At 47.2% G+C, this 14,119-nt stretch carries 22 protein-coding genes; 2 read left to right on the plus strand and 20 right to left on the minus strand.

The window, feature by feature from the left end; translation table 11 throughout:
• Window positions 1-13 precede the first annotated feature (13 nt).
• From DXN05_RS03405 to DXN05_RS03445, 9 genes are all read right to left on the minus strand, one after another.
• Window positions 14-505, minus strand: a complete 492-nt coding sequence (locus DXN05_RS03405) for a hypothetical protein (protein WP_116845788.1) — start codon at window positions 503-505, stop codon at window positions 14-16.
• Window positions 502-765, minus strand: a complete 264-nt coding sequence (locus DXN05_RS03410) for a hypothetical protein (RefSeq protein ID WP_116845789.1) — start codon at window positions 763-765, stop codon at window positions 502-504. The genes DXN05_RS03405 and DXN05_RS03410 overlap by 4 nt, the downstream gene beginning before the upstream one ends.
• Window positions 765-1,424 (minus strand): hypothetical protein, encoded by a 660-nt coding sequence (locus tag DXN05_RS03415; protein ID WP_116845790.1) that lies wholly within the window; start codon window positions 1,422-1,424, stop codon window positions 765-767. The genes DXN05_RS03410 and DXN05_RS03415 overlap by 1 nt, the downstream gene beginning before the upstream one ends.
• Complete coding sequence (locus DXN05_RS03420) at window positions 1,417-1,779, minus strand: hypothetical protein (protein WP_116845791.1); 363 nt, start codon at window positions 1,777-1,779, stop codon at window positions 1,417-1,419. Before DXN05_RS03420 ends, DXN05_RS03415 begins: the two co-directional genes overlap by 8 nt.
• Window positions 1,776-2,204 (minus strand): hypothetical protein, encoded by a 429-nt coding sequence (locus DXN05_RS03425; protein WP_147313824.1) that lies wholly within the window; start codon window positions 2,202-2,204, stop codon window positions 1,776-1,778. Before DXN05_RS03425 ends, DXN05_RS03420 begins: the two co-directional genes overlap by 4 nt.
• A 198-nt stretch (window positions 2,205-2,402) precedes the next feature.
• Complete coding sequence (locus tag DXN05_RS03430; RefSeq protein WP_116845793.1) at window positions 2,403-3,110, minus strand: hypothetical protein; 708 nt, start codon at window positions 3,108-3,110, stop codon at window positions 2,403-2,405.
• Window positions 3,111-3,112: 2 nt separating this feature from the next.
• Entirely contained in the window at window positions 3,113-3,889 is a 777-nt protein-coding gene (locus DXN05_RS03435) for a hypothetical protein (RefSeq protein ID WP_116845794.1), read from the minus strand.
• 159 nt (window positions 3,890-4,048) lie between these two features.
• On the minus strand, window positions 4,049-5,596 hold the full coding sequence (locus DXN05_RS03440; RefSeq protein WP_158559110.1) for a terminase large subunit domain-containing protein: 1,548 nt from the start codon (window positions 5,594-5,596) through the stop codon (window positions 4,049-4,051).
• 28 nt (window positions 5,597-5,624) lie between these two features.
• Window positions 5,625-6,242 carry a terminase small subunit gene (locus tag DXN05_RS03445; RefSeq protein ID WP_116845796.1) on the minus strand — a complete coding sequence of 206 codons (618 nt, stop codon included), beginning with the start codon at window positions 6,240-6,242 and terminating at the stop codon, window positions 5,625-5,627.
• Window positions 6,243-6,349: 107 nt separating this feature from the next.
• Here DXN05_RS03445 and DXN05_RS03450 point away from each other — a divergent pair, with 107 nt between their 5' ends.
• Window positions 6,350-7,177, plus strand: a complete 828-nt coding sequence (locus DXN05_RS03450; RefSeq protein WP_116845797.1) for a hypothetical protein — start codon at window positions 6,350-6,352, stop codon at window positions 7,175-7,177.
• A gap of 439 nt (window positions 7,178-7,616) precedes the next feature.
• Here the strand turns inward: DXN05_RS03450 and DXN05_RS03455 are convergent, their stop codons facing one another.
• The 3 genes from DXN05_RS03455 to DXN05_RS03465 are packed head-to-tail and all read right to left on the minus strand — an operon-like array spanning window position 7,617 to window position 9,009.
• On the minus strand, window positions 7,617-7,988 hold the full coding sequence (locus tag DXN05_RS03455; protein ID WP_147313825.1) for a hypothetical protein: 372 nt from the start codon (window positions 7,986-7,988) through the stop codon (window positions 7,617-7,619).
• 10 nt (window positions 7,989-7,998) lie between these two features.
• On the minus strand, window positions 7,999-8,286 hold the full coding sequence (locus DXN05_RS03460) for a hypothetical protein (RefSeq protein WP_147313826.1): 288 nt from the start codon (window positions 8,284-8,286) through the stop codon (window positions 7,999-8,001).
• Window positions 8,287-8,325: 39 nt separating this feature from the next.
• Complete coding sequence (locus DXN05_RS03465; protein ID WP_116845800.1) at window positions 8,326-9,009, minus strand: hypothetical protein; 684 nt, start codon at window positions 9,007-9,009, stop codon at window positions 8,326-8,328.
• A gap of 32 nt (window positions 9,010-9,041) precedes the next feature.
• Between DXN05_RS03465 and DXN05_RS03470 the strand changes: the two genes are divergently transcribed.
• Window positions 9,042-9,311: a hypothetical protein gene (locus DXN05_RS03470; RefSeq protein ID WP_116845801.1), complete on the plus strand. Its 270-nt coding sequence runs from the start codon at window positions 9,042-9,044 to the stop codon at window positions 9,309-9,311.
• A 179-nt stretch (window positions 9,312-9,490) separates the two neighbouring features.
• Here DXN05_RS03470 and DXN05_RS03475 read toward each other — a convergent pair whose 3' ends face one another.
• The 8 genes from DXN05_RS03475 to DXN05_RS03510 form a co-directional block, all read right to left on the minus strand.
• Window positions 9,491-9,919, minus strand: coding sequence for a hypothetical protein (locus tag DXN05_RS03475; protein WP_116845802.1), 429 nt, complete (start codon window positions 9,917-9,919; stop codon window positions 9,491-9,493).
• Window positions 9,906-10,079, minus strand: a complete 174-nt coding sequence (locus tag DXN05_RS24455) for a hypothetical protein (protein ID WP_158559111.1) — start codon at window positions 10,077-10,079, stop codon at window positions 9,906-9,908. Before DXN05_RS24455 ends, DXN05_RS03475 begins: the two co-directional genes overlap by 14 nt.
• A 390-nt stretch (window positions 10,080-10,469) precedes the next feature.
• The gene (locus DXN05_RS03485) at window positions 10,470-10,943 is read right to left on the minus strand and encodes a TRM11 family methyltransferase (protein ID WP_116845804.1); all 474 of its coding nucleotides are present in this window, start codon (window positions 10,941-10,943) and stop codon (window positions 10,470-10,472) included.
• An 18-nt stretch (window positions 10,944-10,961) separates the two neighbouring features.
• Window positions 10,962-11,108, minus strand: a complete 147-nt coding sequence (locus DXN05_RS24555) for a hypothetical protein (RefSeq protein WP_158559112.1) — start codon at window positions 11,106-11,108, stop codon at window positions 10,962-10,964.
• 25 nt (window positions 11,109-11,133) lie between these two features.
• Complete coding sequence (locus DXN05_RS03495) at window positions 11,134-11,580, minus strand: hypothetical protein (RefSeq protein ID WP_116845806.1); 447 nt, start codon at window positions 11,578-11,580, stop codon at window positions 11,134-11,136.
• On the minus strand, window positions 11,580-13,133 hold the full coding sequence (gene dnaB, locus DXN05_RS03500; protein WP_116845807.1) for a replicative DNA helicase: 1,554 nt from the start codon (window positions 13,131-13,133) through the stop codon (window positions 11,580-11,582). Before dnaB ends, DXN05_RS03495 begins: the two co-directional genes overlap by 1 nt.
• Window positions 13,057-13,911: a hypothetical protein gene (locus DXN05_RS03505; RefSeq protein ID WP_116845808.1), complete on the minus strand. Its 855-nt coding sequence runs from the start codon at window positions 13,909-13,911 to the stop codon at window positions 13,057-13,059. Before DXN05_RS03505 ends, dnaB begins: the two co-directional genes overlap by 77 nt.
• Before the next feature lie 2 nt (window positions 13,912-13,913).
• Window positions 13,914-14,111, minus strand: coding sequence for a hypothetical protein (locus tag DXN05_RS03510; protein ID WP_116845809.1), 198 nt, complete (start codon window positions 14,109-14,111; stop codon window positions 13,914-13,916).
• Window positions 14,112-14,119 lie beyond the last annotated feature (8 nt).

Below are 14,119 nucleotides of genomic sequence, written 5' to 3' on the forward strand. Positions count from 1 at the left end.
GATACGATTGCCATTACACTATCCCGCTTTTTGTTTTATTGAATTCAGCATCCAGCTCACCAATAACCACGTTATCGATCATGCCGGTATACCTGTTATCGTTTTTGTAAAAGGTGTCAGCGACTGATTCCAGCCTGTTCCCGGTCTTGGAGAATTGGTAGCTGTTGCGTGTGGGCATCCCTTCCTTTTGCTGCTTTTTCAGTATCGCAATAGCCACCTTTGTGGCCTGCTTTCCTTTGTATCCCATGCGCAGCTGTACATACCTGGTCATGGCTGCAATGGAAGTGGCATCAATAGCGATATGGTTACTAGGAACGCCCTTCTCCAGATCTTCGATATAACCCAGTGCAGTCGCCTGCAGGTCTACACCGTCCGGCAATTGCGCAATAGCGTCATGCAGTGACTGCTCCAGAGCGCCAGTAAGAAAGTGGCCCTGCAGGCGCAGCTCCTGCTTAATGTTGCTGATAATTTCCAGGTTTAACTGGCTGAGTTTACCGGTATTCATCGTTCTTGCAATTGAAGGTTTTCAAGATGCGGTTTAAGCCTGCGCCATTGCTCCAGTATGTGCCCGCGGCATTTGTGACAACCAAAGTCGTCGAACTCGCCGGCCGGGTCCAGGAACTCTTCGTACACATCGAAGAGGTATTCCATGGGGCTGTTTTGCTCCTGCAGATTCACGGCCTTATCGATAAACCTTTCCTGCAGTATTATTTTCCTGATTCGCGCCGGCACCCGCCTGGCCGCTATGGTCAAAAAGTCTGGCATCAGTGTTTGTGTATTGGGTGAATTTCTAATGGGGGTACGGTGATCTTGTTCAGTACATCATCAGGATAATCATTCAGCTGGCAACCGTCCGCATACATGTTGATGAGAAACTGTAGTGATACACCGGTAATATCGTCGCTGCCGAATCTGCTGATGCGGGCAATCTCCGCTGGTCGGTCGAAATCAACGTTCAGCACACTGCGCATGCTGACAGGCACTCCTTTCAACAGGGCGGCACTTTTCAGGATTACCTGCTGCAGCAACACCCAGAAATTGCCGGCACACTCCTTCATGTCCTTCCAATCTTCCCACACCTGGTGCTTGCTGGTGTTGGTCGCAGCATCGGGCGCCTTCAGCTGGTTGGTGCCGGATACAAACGACTTGCAAAGGAAAAACAGGGTGAAGCTGAACTGCTCCCAATCAGCGCCATTTACCTTTACCAGCCTACTGCGGGGTGTGATGCACACACACAATGGGTATTTCTGCAAAGGCGTTTTGCTGCCACTTGCCGGATCGCTTATGTAGGCGCCCAGGTTATTTGTATTGAGGTCATACCCATAATCAGGCGAAACATGGTACCGCCCCTGCATTACAGATGACTGCAAAAGCAACTGCTTAAACAGCCCTTTATCCCGGTCGTATAAAAAAAGTTCATCCATTGTTGTCTTCATTTAAGATGCCTAAACGAGCTTTGCGATCGCAATTACATTTTCTCTTCTGCCCGTCCCGCAGGAAAATCAGCAGCGTGCTAAGCACCACGTTAATACCGGCAGCGATGGCCAGAACAAACGGCACTGATGTTAGGTGCACTTCCCAAAAGCCGACCCTGTTGCCCAGATACAGCACCAGGTAGCCCCACCAGGGTGTCATACATGCAGGGCAGTCATAAATAGGCTTACGCAGCCATACAGGTGCATTTTCCAGCAGGTAATGCACCCAGGACAGAATCATTCCATCCCAAGTACAGGCGTGCAGGAAAAGCACAATGAGGGCAATTGATAATATTACACTCATGCTTCACCCTGGATTAAGTGAATACCTGGTTTGTTCTGCATAATCTTGAACCGCTTGATCAGCTGGTCGCGCACCGGCGCAACCTGGGCTTCCCATTGAGCACCTATGGCCGCGTTGAGCTTTACTAAATGGGCGAACTGCTGAGGGCTTATATGGAAGTCAGCCGGAGTGCGCGCATCAAGATTGTTTGCCAGCACCATCACCACGTTGAGGTTTATTCCCTGCGGTATGGTTTCAAACAACTGCTCGTATTTATCCGCTGGTACCTGCAGCTGCTGGATACTGGCCTTGCACAATGCCTCTTTGGCAAACCCATACCATTCACTTAGTTCGGGTGTCCAGGACATAAAGTGTTTTTCCAGTTCGTCGTTAAGCTGCTGGCCAAATTCGATTTGTTGCTGTCTGTTCAATTGTAGTTGTTGCATGTTATGTTGTGGTTTTGTAGGCATTTTTTACCGCGACATCGAAGTCGCGTTTCTCGCTGGCAAAAGTCAATACCTTAAAAGCCTTTGCCTGTTTTGCACACTCAATACTGTCAAGGCCGCTGCCCGGTATGTCAAAAACCTTTGTCTCTGCGATGGAAGAAAGGAAGTTTATCCATCCCCATTTCTGATAGTGTTCCGTTAATTCAGGTTTGGCATCTCCTGCACTTCCTCCTGCGAATACGCTAAAGTGGTCATCCAGGTATGCACACAGATGGTCAAAAAAAAAGCTACCTGGCACACGTAAGGCATAGGTAGCTGCTGCATCAACGTTAAGCGCTCACCGCCTTCAATTACCATGTCATCCGTAAACGCCTCGTCCTTTTTCCTGAAGTAAACCGCGCACAGATATGGCATTGCCTCCCAGCGGCCTTTCCCCAGCGTGTGCAGTTGCCGCATTACTTCTTTCGCCGTGATTACCTCGTTGAATGACATCGAGCTCGCCGGGTTGATCTTAAAGTCCTGGATAGTCCATTCATCTCCATTCCACAGGACTGACGCCGGCAGCTGCTGCGCCTCGGTGAATGCCTGCTGCAGGATTGAACGAAATAGCCGGTACCGGTCAAGCAAAGGCTGTATGAGTGGCGCCTGCCGCACGTCGAAAAGGTCATGCTTGGTCCAGAAGGAAAACCAGGCCAGCGCCTCATTGTCGATATGGGCATCGATATCCATTTGCCGCAACAGGTCGGTATCATCCTGATCCCCATCATATTCCTTTTTGGCAATTACTTGCATGGCCTCATCCAGCTCACGGCCATATTGCTGGTGATATTCCAAGTATTGGCCCAGCGATATATCAGCAAGGTCGAAAGGCACGTCGTGCAGCTTATCGTTGATGGTTACCTGCATGGTTAACCCTCCATGCTTTTCAGTTCTTCGGTAAGGCTTATTTCATCGGCATGCAGTGCGTCCATCTTGGCGGCCAGCTCGTCAACCTTTTGTTTTGCTGCTTTTTTCTGCGCAGCAGTGAGACCGTCCGCATTGGCTTCAGATTGTGCTTTGTTGAACGCTGGGTATGTTACATTCTTTTGTGCTGCGATGTCTTCCAGTAAGCCTTTTATTTCCGCAATCCTGGCTGCCTGTTCAGCGGCCAGGACATTGGGATTATCTGCTGCTGCAGCAATCCTGGCCGTTTCAGCGATGGCTTCGCGCACTGTGTTTAAAAAGTTACCATCAATCTTCGCCGGTTCGGTGTCTGTAACCGGTAGTCCGGCTTTTTTACCCACAGCACGCAGCTCGATTTCCGAATATGTATCCAGCAATGCATCATTTTCCATGCTCGGCAGCAGCTGGTACAATTCTTCAGCTTTTGCTCTAAGCTCTGACACAGCTGCCTGTTCAGCGGTCTTAACAGCTTCTGCAGGCGTAAGAGAGGCCCCTACAGCGTGCGTACTGGCAACAGGCCTGCCCAGTACATGTGTTAACGGTTTACGGCCGCCAGGCTCGGCGGTAGCCAGGTCTGCACCGACCAATGCAGAAAGCATGTTGATTTCTTTGTCCAGGCTGCTTGTGGCGCGCAGGCAGAATGTGCGGGTGGTGGAGTGTGCCAGGTATTGCTCGATATCTGCCTTAGCAGTTTTCAACGAAACAATAGCAGCTTCGATGTTTGTTTTCTGTGGATGGCTCATTACTGAAGTTTTCGTGAATAATTATTTCAATACAAATGTAATTAAAATAATTATTACTTATCTTCACGTTTCAAACACAATAATGCATTTGGTGATGTAGTGTTGATGTGTTAACCGGCCATGCAGTTTTTGGAAAAGCCACTGAAATCAGTGGCTTTTTTATATTTGGTCCAGTATGGACTTTGGCCCCGGTGTGGCTGTGCGGATATTGCCAGTGTTGAAGTCGAAGTGTACGCGCAGCATGGAGCCGTCGGAAAAGTCTGGCGACCGGCCGCGCAGCAGGGTCTTCTGTTCTGACTTGGGATTGATTTGCTTTTTGCCGTATTCATCCTGTTTCGTACTACGAATGGCACGGTGGTCTTGTTTGATAAGGTCCCGTACATCGTACATCCTACCCTTCAGCTTTATCTTCAATCCAGGGTAGCCATCGATATAAACGTTGTCGGTGGACAGGGCCATGCTTACCTCATCGTTGTTTACCTTCTCGGCATACCGGTAGTAGAATTGGGTTTTCCTGTTTTTGTAGTTCTCCTTTACCATTTCGCCTCGGTCATTTCTGGTGCCGGCATCTTCCAGCGGCGGGGCGTCACCGGAAAAGCCGATATAGCCGCCCAGCTTAACCACACCGCCACCCACGCCGTCCTGGTCAACGATTACCTTTCCTTTCGGTATAGCGTAGCGCTCACGCTCCTTTTCGATTACATCCACTGTTTCCTGGGCGTCGGACTTTGAGAGTATAATCAGCTTAACTACCTTCCATCCGTACCATATCCATATCGTTTCCAGGTCTTGACCAAACCGGGCGGCATCGCAGGTGATGTAGCGCTGATTGGTATTGGATGGGTAGACGTTCGAAAACATATCAGTCAGGGCTTTGGCATTGAATAGACAGTTCGGGTCTATCTTTATTTTCCAGTTTCCACCTAGCAGGCGTATCTTTTCCACCTCATCCAGCGCCATCAGGTTGCCCAGGTATTCCGGATTTTTCTCGATGAGCTTTTTATTCTCATAGATGCTGCCGGGAATGAATGTGAGGGATTTAACAAAGTGCTCGGCATCGATCACCTGGTTTGCCGGGTTCTCAAATATGTGCGGGCATTTTGATATCACCTCCTCCTTGGTATCTCCCCAGACAAACTCGTCGTTATCAACCAGGAAGTAGCGTATTACTCCAATACGCTCAGGAATCGGATAACCGTAACGCGGGTTGAGCTCACCATTCTCCAGGCGCTCGTCCTGGTCGATCCACCATTCTATCATATCAGCAACAAAGCTATCAGGGTCCGGGTTGCATGATGACCGTACGTAAGGCTTAACGCCGCAAACGGACCGGTTGCGGGAAAGCATGTAGATAAATTGCTTTTTGGTAAAGTGGGTAAGCTCGTCGAAGATGATGAGGCAGTACTGTGCACCCTGGTGCTCATATATGGTAAACTCATGCTCCAGGTGGCTGAACTTGAATAGCGCACCGGATGGGAAGGTCCACCGAAGCTTCTGCTGGTTCGGTATGCCTGCGAACAGCGGGTACAGCTCGCTGGCTTCATCCCACAGGCCACCCGGGTTGGTAATCTGTACGGTGGTCCTGCGGAAAAAGATAGCGTTGAAGCGTGCCACATCTTTATGCCTGAGCGGCTCCAGCAGCTCCGCAAAGGTTTTGCCCACGCCGGCACCTGAGCCACCCACCACAATGTCCGCGGATGATGACAAGAACTTTTCCTGAAAACCAGGTTGAGGCCTAATTTCCCGCATTCTTCACCTCCCTTCCGTTGGATGGCATAATTAAAACGGTGGCATTGGTTTCTGTTTGAATAGGTCCGCCGTCCCTGCCGGTGTGGCGTGCTTCCACCGGTGCATTATAACCCATGATTTTACAGATCGCCTCCAGCGCGGTAAGCTTGTTGAGCAGCTTTACTTTCTGCGTTGTGCCCAGCACCATACCGCTTTCCGGCTCTTTTACGTCGTAGGATTCGATGCCAGCCATTACTGCTGCAACATCCTCGTCCAGTTCATGTATGCTTTTCAGGCCACTGTCAACGTTATAGGCTTTGCGGATATCGAAGAAGGCAATTTTGGCGAGCTCTTCCAGCACGCGCTCCTTGGTGATGTGAAGTTTTTTTGCGGATTCGGCAATAACGGCTTCCTGTTCACGCCTGCGTATGGCTTCAGCTTCGGCCAGTCTTTTATCTACTGTTGGCCTGGCGGCTGTCATCCACTTTTCGACAGTGGATTTACTGACACCGTAAGTTTCAGTAAGGTTCCGTACTATTTCCTTGGTTTGCGTGCCCAAAAAAAGAGCATCAGCCACCAGTTCCACACCTTTTTCCCTCGATATTTTACGGTTTCCTTTCTGCACACGTAAATTTAGCTATAAAATAATTATTTTAATTACTTTATAGCTAATGTTTTGTCTTGCAAGTATGAGCAGATATTTATATGTTTACGCGGCAACACTCATAAATTATGGAATTTTGGTTTTATGCAGGCGTCATTTGTGCAGCTCTAACCTTGATATTAGTTGGTTACTTAAACTTTTTGAAAGAGAATTCCCAGTTCCAGAAGCTAACCCGTCATGGGCTGTTAATCGCTGCAATCGTAGGCGCGCTTATAGCATTGGCGACTAGTGTAAGTGGCCATATTGCAGCTAACGAAGCCGATGCCAAGCTAAAAAATGCCAGAGATACAATAAATTTATTGCTCCATACAAATCTGGATTCATCTAAAAGGCTTTTACAAAAAAGCGACACGGCCCTGGCTACTTCTTTAACTATAATAGACAGTTTGAAAAAACTTTCCCTTTTACAAAGTAAACTACTGGATAAAGAGAACGAAATCTCGGTCCAGGCGAAAGAGTATGCTTTTCAATCAATGGGCGATAAATCTGCCCCCAAAATAATAATACGGCCGGTAATTCAAAACCTACCTGCGTACACGAAAACACTTATGGAAACTAGTTTCCAATCATTTATGTATTTAAAGAACACTGGTAAATATCCTATCGTTTCAATTAATTACCGAATTGAAGATATAATGGGTCATCCTTATGAAGGTTTAATGCCGCTAGGAACTATCGCTTACTTAGGGCCGGGAGATTCGGTAAAAATGTATTCATCTACCCAGAAGGTTAAAGAAAGTTCATTTGCTGGATACATTGCCTCTATTTCCTGGCGTGGAGGAAACTATGTCTATTATCCAATTTACCTAATTAATGAAAATAACTATACAAAATCAAAGGAAAGCTTTACTATAAACGGGAAGCCACGACCGTACAGAGATTTTTTGAAAGAATAACGAAAAAAAATTCAGCAAGATTTGCCTTGGTTATTTGTCCTGCAGTTTCCATGCTTACTACAGCTAATCTTCTGCTTACTTATATCTGCAATTAGGTTGCTCATTATTCCAATAAAGTAAATGGGATGTTGTTTAATATCCCAAAGCCGAACATAACGTTTACAGCCAGGATAGCTACACATCCACTTAACCAGTCTTGATTTTGGCATAGCTCAATAATCTTTTGCATAACGAAATATAGCCCCACCTTTCACGAAGCCATTGTGAGTAATCTGTTTTATCGCACCGTCTGCCGCATCTATATCATGCACTGGCAAAGCGGACTTTTTGGTATGCACTGGAAAAAGAACTGCGAATATAAATATCGTCGTTATCCTCATCATTGTTTTGAGTGCAGTATACTGCAAGGTTATGGAAGGTATTTACGGTTTCCCGTTATCTACCAACGCCGTCCGAGATAAAAGGTGTATAGACCATGCACTACGCCCGGTCGAATTAATTCAGGCATTTTCAGCTCATACCCCAGTTCGTACATTTTTTCGTAGCTCGAAGATGCCACATTTACCCATGCCCGTTGCCGGCGATGGCCGCAGCAGCAACCTGTTGTTTCAATCCCGTTTTCCCACAGCTCCTTGATACACTCAACTATGCATGGGTCAATTGAAACGGTCGGCGGCAGGCCATCTTTCAACCGGCGAACTCTTTCAGCACTATGCTCTGGCAGCTGTAGCGTCACTTGCTGGGCATTTCTTTCGACAATAAAGTCGGCGGTACCCATATCAATATGGCAGGTGCAGGTATATTGTTTCATTGTTTTGATATTACGACAACAGCAATAACGTTTTAAATTCCTCCCTGATTTCAGAGATGTTAACACAGGGCCCTTCTGTACCTGCAGCCAAATGTATCAGCTGGTGAACAATACCCAGGTCACCAACTGTGTTGGTGATTGATAACTCTTTAAGGTAGCTGATAATACAGGCGAGGTGAGCAGCCGACAGTATGTTTTTCATAAACTCGTCATCTGTCATGACTAAAAAGCGAGCATAATGATCTTTCAGCTCGCTGTAGCTCAAGGAAAATTTTCTGCCGTCAATTAAATAGTCCATGTTTGACTTCTATTTGTTTTTTGTTGCGAGAAAAGAGGTTTACCGATCAAATTCGATTACCCATACCCATGGATTGGCTGCCCAGCTGTCTACGCCGTTAATACTCTCCCAAAGCGATTGGAATGATTGTTTTGCAGTACGAAGAGGCATGATGTTTCGATAATTCTTCCATTCTTCCCCAGATCGACCAAAGCCACCGGCTGATATTCTTAGCACACCCTCAGCCTTGGCATCCGCTTCAGATATATCCTGGAGCCGCTCAACACTATAACCTGTCACCCTGAGAAATACACGTGCATGCTTTCGGAACATGAACCGGGCCAAGCGTTTGTGCCAGTATGGTTTTGTAGGATTGCTTTTAGAGCGCGCTGTGAATATCGGGAACGCCATTCCCGCAGTGTCGAATCTAACTTCCTCGGTATCGCCAACAAACTCCCATTTCTGTTTACCGGTATTAGTCAGCACGTCTTTAACCGGCTCCCAATGGCCATACCTGAAATGTTCTTCTCTTACCCATAACACTGAACCGATTCTGCCAAAAGGGAATGGAACTACTGTGCCATCGCTGAAAAGTGCCTGCCCGATAGTATCATATCGAACAAATGTCGCCGTTGATGAGGGCTGTTTCAGCAGGACACGTCTGGTTTGTGTTTTAAGACCGGCCAAAATGGCTTTTACTAGCTCTACAATAAAAGCTATTGCATAATGCTTTGGTGCTTGCATTAGTAAATTTTGTTTTATATATTTAATGAAAAATGATGGACGACTTCACAACTACATTTGAGTTCGAGGGGAAGGACAGAAATATTGAGGTACGCGTTTCTACATCCCGAATGCCACATTTCTATTGGGCTACTATTGCTGATCCCGAGCTGAGCAGTGAATACCCGAATCCTTTACAAATTTCCGACGATGGTAATTTTATTTCAACGGGTATTTCAAGCGGAGCAAGAGATTTAGAGATCAAAACGGCTATCTGGCAGGCTATAGATAGCTATAGGCTTGCCAAATTGAATGGACTTTGAGGTATTTCATTCCATTTCCGGCCGTCGTGTAGGCGGCCAGTTTCAAATTTTTTCCGCTGTCTAATCGTAGAAGCGGTTAGCCCAGGTTGTTCGCGTAACCAGCAGTGGTTGGGCTATGAGGTTGTGAATGAAGTACCAGAATTTGCTTTTCATGATTTATTCCTTGCCCATTGGGCCGGTTAATTCGTTAATAAATTGGATCCGTTTTCTTCAATATGTTTATAAAGCGTATTGCCCGATTTGGTAACAGCATATGGCAAAAACACCTCAGGCATGCTGGCAATCTCCGCCTGTATAATGGCTAGTTGAGCTTCAACCCAATCCTTAACGATTCGCCAGGCTACACGAAGCGCCTGTGCATCCGTGCATTGCGATCTAGGTATGTTTTTACTTTTCAGCATAGCTCGCTTCACGCCGTCATAGTTACAAGGCAGGATATAAGCAGCAACGCTACCATTCCAGCTAAGGCAGAAAGTAAGAGCGACCGGATCACCATTGGCGTTGTGGTCCAGAATAATTTTAGAGGCGCCATTCTTAGCAAGCAGCTGCTGTATTTCACTAACGGTTTTATGGCTGTCTATTTTTGTTGTGTAATTAAGGATTGCCATTTTGTTGCGTGCCGCGCCCGTTTGGATTTACATTAATTAATTCCTTTGCCTGGTCAGATGAAAGGCCACCGCCTTTCACTACTTCGGCCAAAAACATTTCTATTATCTGCACAGCAGCTTCCTGCCGCTGCGCAAGCGTTCCGCCACACACAGTAAGCATTTTTGTAGCTCGTGCTGTCAATTTTACTACGTTGAACATGAGTTGTTTTTATGAAAATTATGTATAGGAGAAGCAGGATAAAACCGGGAGTTTATCAGGTTTTATCCTGCTTTCGGCAATGGAAGCCTATTGAGTGGGCCACAGGGACTTATCAATCTTACTTTCAAATCCCCCGTATGGAGAATGCGGCAATTCATCAAAAGCCTTTTTTGCTTCATCTGCAGTTAGGCCCCCGTTTCGGATAACTGCATCTAAAAAGCATTCTAATGAATGCTTAGTGCAATTGAACCTTTTGTTTGGATCAATAATGTCAGACCGTAATATTTTATAATCTATTGCGGCACCGATGCTTAAAATGTTCATATGTTTTAATTGCCCTTCCGGGCCGGTTTATTTTTTTAAAAATGTCATCCAGATAGTTCGCCCATGCTTTCCGGACGTATGGCCAAAAACAGGCTCCTGTGGCAGCAATGGCATTACATCGGACAGCTTTACGCTTGATTCGCTCCATTTAAATACCAGGACGCCGTAAGGTTTCAGCACACGCAAACACTCCTTTAAACCTTCCCGTATATCATCACGCCAATGGTAGGACAGTATGCCATAGGTTTTGGCCATTATTGAAGACTTGCCCAGGTCATGTATGTGCGGCGGGTCAAATGCTACCAACCTGAAAGTTTCGTCAGGAAACGGTAACTGGGTGAAGTCCAGGACAACATCAGGCCTTATTTCCAGCGTGCGCCCGTCTATAAGTTCGTGCGTTTCGCTGCGTATGTCCCCATATATGGCGTTTGGGTTGTTCTTATCAAACCACATTTTCCGGGCCCCACAGCAGGCATCAAGTATCAGCTTATCTTCGATCATATAGGTTTGAGTTATGCCCTATGCAGGGCGGTTAATGCGGCTTTGCGCGCCATCTACATAAAAAGTCGGTTCACGCATTGCCTGTTTTATTTTTCCATAATGTTTTTTATACAGTCCATCCGCAACCCTTTCCAGGTATTGCTGGCGCTGCGTGGCGGTACTCAAACCGCTATACTTTACCATAACCTTGTCAACCTTCACATTTCCCAACATCATCACCAGGTACATAAGCCTCTATAATTTGAATGATTGATTTGTAATTCAGTACTGTCACCCGAATAACCCGCCAGCCCAGAGCCTGCGCTGTGTTGTACTTTTCTGTATCGCCAGTAAACCCGGTTATCGTTGTGTGGCGGCTTTTGGCACTGTTCAGCCCCTCGTACTCAATTCCTATTTTAAAGGCTGGCAAGGCGAAATCAAAGCGCCATTTACGCTGCTGATGGAACCTAAATTCCCGGTATAGCTCAAATCCGAAAATCATACACCAGGTACTCAACTGCAGATTCATCCAGGCCACTTGTTTGGGAACCTTAGCCGATAATTTCACAGAGGCAGCCGGCTTTTTTGTTACCTGGTAGCCGCGAATTTTGCCGACGCTTTGCAGCTGCTCAATTTGCTTAATCGTCCAATTCTTCATTAAAAAGGCATTTCGTCGGTTAAATCATCTGGTGCTGCAGGTTTAGGAGGCTGCTGCGAGGTAGGCGTCGGCACAGGGCGCCAGCTACCCCGGGCAATATTCCTCTGCCCTTCATAATCCCTGTATTGCTCCGGCTCAAACCAGGCCTGTATTCGCAGGTCAGTGTTAAATGCCAGCTTATCCAATGCGCCATTCCTGTGCTTTTTAATGTGCAGATCGGCTAGATTCTGCAGTGCTGGGTCCACGTCGCCCGCAGCCTGCTGGTAATCGGGACGCGTTAGAAACATCACCATGTCTGCATCCTGCTCTATCGCTCCGGATTCTCGCAGGTCGCTCAGCTGCGGTTCATTTCCTTTCCTACCTTCCACCGCGCGGCTTAACTGGCTGAGCGCGATGATGGGAATGTTCAGCTCCTTGGCCAGCTTTTTCAGGTTGCGGGATATGGTGCTAATTTCTTGTTCACGATTTCCCTGCTTACCCTCTACGGTGCCGCTCATTAGCTGCAGGTAATCGATGATGATAAGGCCAACACTGTGTTTATTTACCAGCCTCCTGGCTTTGGAGCGGAGCTCGAAAATGTTCAGTGCAGCCGTATCGTCAATGTAGATTGGAGCCTGTGCCAGCGTATTTGCCGCGGACTTAAACCTGGATAATTCAAGATCATCCATCCGTCCTTGCGTAATTCTGTCCAGCGGCACCTGGCTTTCCCGCGACACCAGCCTATTCATCAGCTGGCCAGCACTCATCTCCAAAGAGAAGACCGCCACAGCCGTTGGCTTCAGGTGATTGATAGCAGCCTTTCGAGCCAGCTCCAGGGCAAATGCTGTTTTACCGACAGAGGGGCGTGCTGCCAAAATAATCAGGTCGGGTGCTTGCCAGCCTGCGGTGATCCTGTCCAGCGCAGCAAACCCGGTTGGTACGCCGGTCAAAAAATCACGGTTATGCATTCGCTGCTCAGCTTCAGAAATAATGCGGGCTGCCAGGGCTTGCGTAGAAGCATAATCGCTTTTTAAATGCCCTGTTGTTATCTTGAACAATTCGTCTTCCACCTGGTCGAGGAGGTCGAACGGATCGTTGCTATCTTCATACGCATCCGCTATAATTTCCCCGCCTACACGTATCAGCTCGCGCTGAATAAACTTTTCAAAAACAATACGAGCGTGGGCATCAAGGTTAGCAGATGATGTAACACCGTTGGAGAGCTTTGTCACAGCAAACGGTCCACCAACCGAATCCAATTCTTCACAGCGCTTCAGCTCCTGCACAACGGTCAAAATATCTACAGGCTGCGACCTGTCAGTAAGTCGAAGGCATGCGCCATAGATCCGGTTATGGGCATCTACATAGAACATCCCCGGTTTCAATATCTCCACAACCGTGTCGATGGCAAACTTTTCGATGAGTATTGCACCCAGCACTGCCTCTTCAAGATCTCTGGCCTGCGGTTGTATCTTACCATATACCAGAGTGCTTAAATCAGCCTTGCCCGAGTTCACGCGTTCTCGCCTCTGCTTCCTGTCGCTTTTTGAGATATTCGTCTGTTGCGTTTGCATTGCTTTGCTGGTTTAATTCTTGGCTTTTAGGTTGATAATTACCCTCCAGTATCTTCAGGTAATTGGATTCGTTTTCGATGATCCAGTCAAACCCGAACCAGGAACTGGTTAGCAGAAACTGCGACTGGCTTGCCATCGAGAGTATATCCAGAAACTTGAATGAGCGCTCGTGTATCCTCACCGAAAATTTTTTTATGCGTGTACTGGTGATTTTGCTCACCTGTGCCAGCTTACGTTCTTTTGCAAAAAAGTTCCAGAGGTCAACGTAGGGGTGTATAAGCGTTGGGTTGTGATCCCTTATGTACTCAAACACATCCCGCTTGTTTTTATTCACCGATTGATACAGATCCTGCTCACTCACCCCGGTGGAAACCGGGATAGTGTTTTCTTTTTCTACTTCCTTTTCGGTTTCGGTTTCAGCCCGGAACTCGTTAACGATTTCCCGGAAGTCGGTGCCAGTTGGTAACGGAAATTTTGCGCGCGATTTGTCAAGCCGCTGACGGAATTCTTTTATCTGTAAGAACCACTTGCGGTTGGATTGGTAGAGAACAATCAGTCCGGCCTTTTCGCACTCAGCGATCCAACGGGAAATGTCGGCCTCTCGCACAGCATCTAATAGCAAGGGAAAAAGATTTGCCTTCAACAGGCTCACGTTCGCGTGAAAACATCCATAATCATCCGCTTTCATGATCAACCGGGTAAAGAACCGTTCTGCTTGTGCTGACAGGTTTTTCATTTTTTCACTATCAGTCCAGTCTCTTAACATTCGGTTGGGCATAACTATAGCAGGGGTATTTGTTTGGATTTTTGGTTATTAACTTCATCCTGGATCAAATGGTCCACCTCTCGTTCGAGGCGGCGGGACAGGTCCAGGTCTGCCCGGGCGCGGTATTTAAAAAACTCTTTCTGCACACCGCGCATGCGCCGCACCTTTTCAAGAAGGTGGTTGTACTTTTTCTGTAATTCTTCCTGGGTCATACACGTAA

Source organism: Deminuibacter soli, from assembly GCF_003412455.1.
In the GTDB taxonomy this organism is placed as follows: Bacteria; Bacteroidota; Bacteroidia; order Chitinophagales; family Chitinophagaceae; genus Deminuibacter; species Deminuibacter soli.

What these genes read in the sequence shown, in the direction of transcription:
- DXN05_RS03405 (WP_116845788.1), bottom strand. Translation starts at nt 505, where the DNA reads ATGAATACCGGTAAACTCAGCCAGTTAAACCTGGAAATTATCAGCAAC.
- DXN05_RS03410 (WP_116845789.1), bottom strand. Translation starts at nt 765, where the DNA reads ATGCCAGACTTTTTGACCATAGCGGCCAGGCGGGTGCCGGCGCGAATC.
- DXN05_RS03415 (WP_116845790.1), bottom strand. Translation starts at nt 1,424, where the DNA reads ATGGATGAACTTTTTTTATACGACCGGGATAAAGGGCTGTTTAAGCAG.
- DXN05_RS03420 (WP_116845791.1), bottom strand. Translation starts at nt 1,779, where the DNA reads ATGAGTGTAATATTATCAATTGCCCTCATTGTGCTTTTCCTGCACGCC.
- DXN05_RS03425 (WP_147313824.1), bottom strand. Translation starts at nt 2,204, where the DNA reads ATGCAACAACTACAATTGAACAGACAGCAACAAATCGAATTTGGCCAG.
- DXN05_RS03430 (WP_116845793.1), bottom strand. Translation starts at nt 3,110, where the DNA reads ATGCAGGTAACCATCAACGATAAGCTGCACGACGTGCCTTTCGACCTT.
- DXN05_RS03435 (WP_116845794.1), bottom strand. Translation starts at nt 3,889, where the DNA reads ATGAGCCATCCACAGAAAACAAACATCGAAGCTGCTATTGTTTCGTTG.
- DXN05_RS03450 (WP_116845797.1), top strand. Translation starts at nt 6,350, where the DNA reads ATGGAATTTTGGTTTTATGCAGGCGTCATTTGTGCAGCTCTAACCTTG.
- DXN05_RS03455 (WP_147313825.1), bottom strand. Translation starts at nt 7,988, where the DNA reads ATGAAACAATATACCTGCACCTGCCATATTGATATGGGTACCGCCGAC.
- DXN05_RS03460 (WP_147313826.1), bottom strand. Translation starts at nt 8,286, where the DNA reads ATGGACTATTTAATTGACGGCAGAAAATTTTCCTTGAGCTACAGCGAG.
- DXN05_RS03465 (WP_116845800.1), bottom strand. Translation starts at nt 9,009, where the DNA reads ATGCAAGCACCAAAGCATTATGCAATAGCTTTTATTGTAGAGCTAGTA.
- DXN05_RS03470 (WP_116845801.1), top strand. Translation starts at nt 9,042, where the DNA reads ATGATGGACGACTTCACAACTACATTTGAGTTCGAGGGGAAGGACAGA.
- DXN05_RS03475 (WP_116845802.1), bottom strand. Translation starts at nt 9,919, where the DNA reads ATGGCAATCCTTAATTACACAACAAAAATAGACAGCCATAAAACCGTT.
- DXN05_RS24455 (WP_158559111.1), bottom strand. Translation starts at nt 10,079, where the DNA reads ATGCTTACTGTGTGTGGCGGAACGCTTGCGCAGCGGCAGGAAGCTGCT.
- DXN05_RS03485 (WP_116845804.1), bottom strand. Translation starts at nt 10,943, where the DNA reads ATGATCGAAGATAAGCTGATACTTGATGCCTGCTGTGGGGCCCGGAAA.
- DXN05_RS03495 (WP_116845806.1), bottom strand. Translation starts at nt 11,580, where the DNA reads ATGAAGAATTGGACGATTAAGCAAATTGAGCAGCTGCAAAGCGTCGGC.
- dnaB (WP_116845807.1), bottom strand. Translation starts at nt 13,133, where the DNA reads ATGCAAACGCAACAGACGAATATCTCAAAAAGCGACAGGAAGCAGAGG.
- DXN05_RS03505 (WP_116845808.1), bottom strand. Translation starts at nt 13,911, where the DNA reads ATGCCCAACCGAATGTTAAGAGACTGGACTGATAGTGAAAAAATGAAA.
- DXN05_RS03510 (WP_116845809.1), bottom strand. Translation starts at nt 14,111, where the DNA reads ATGACCCAGGAAGAATTACAGAAAAAGTACAACCACCTTCTTGAAAAG.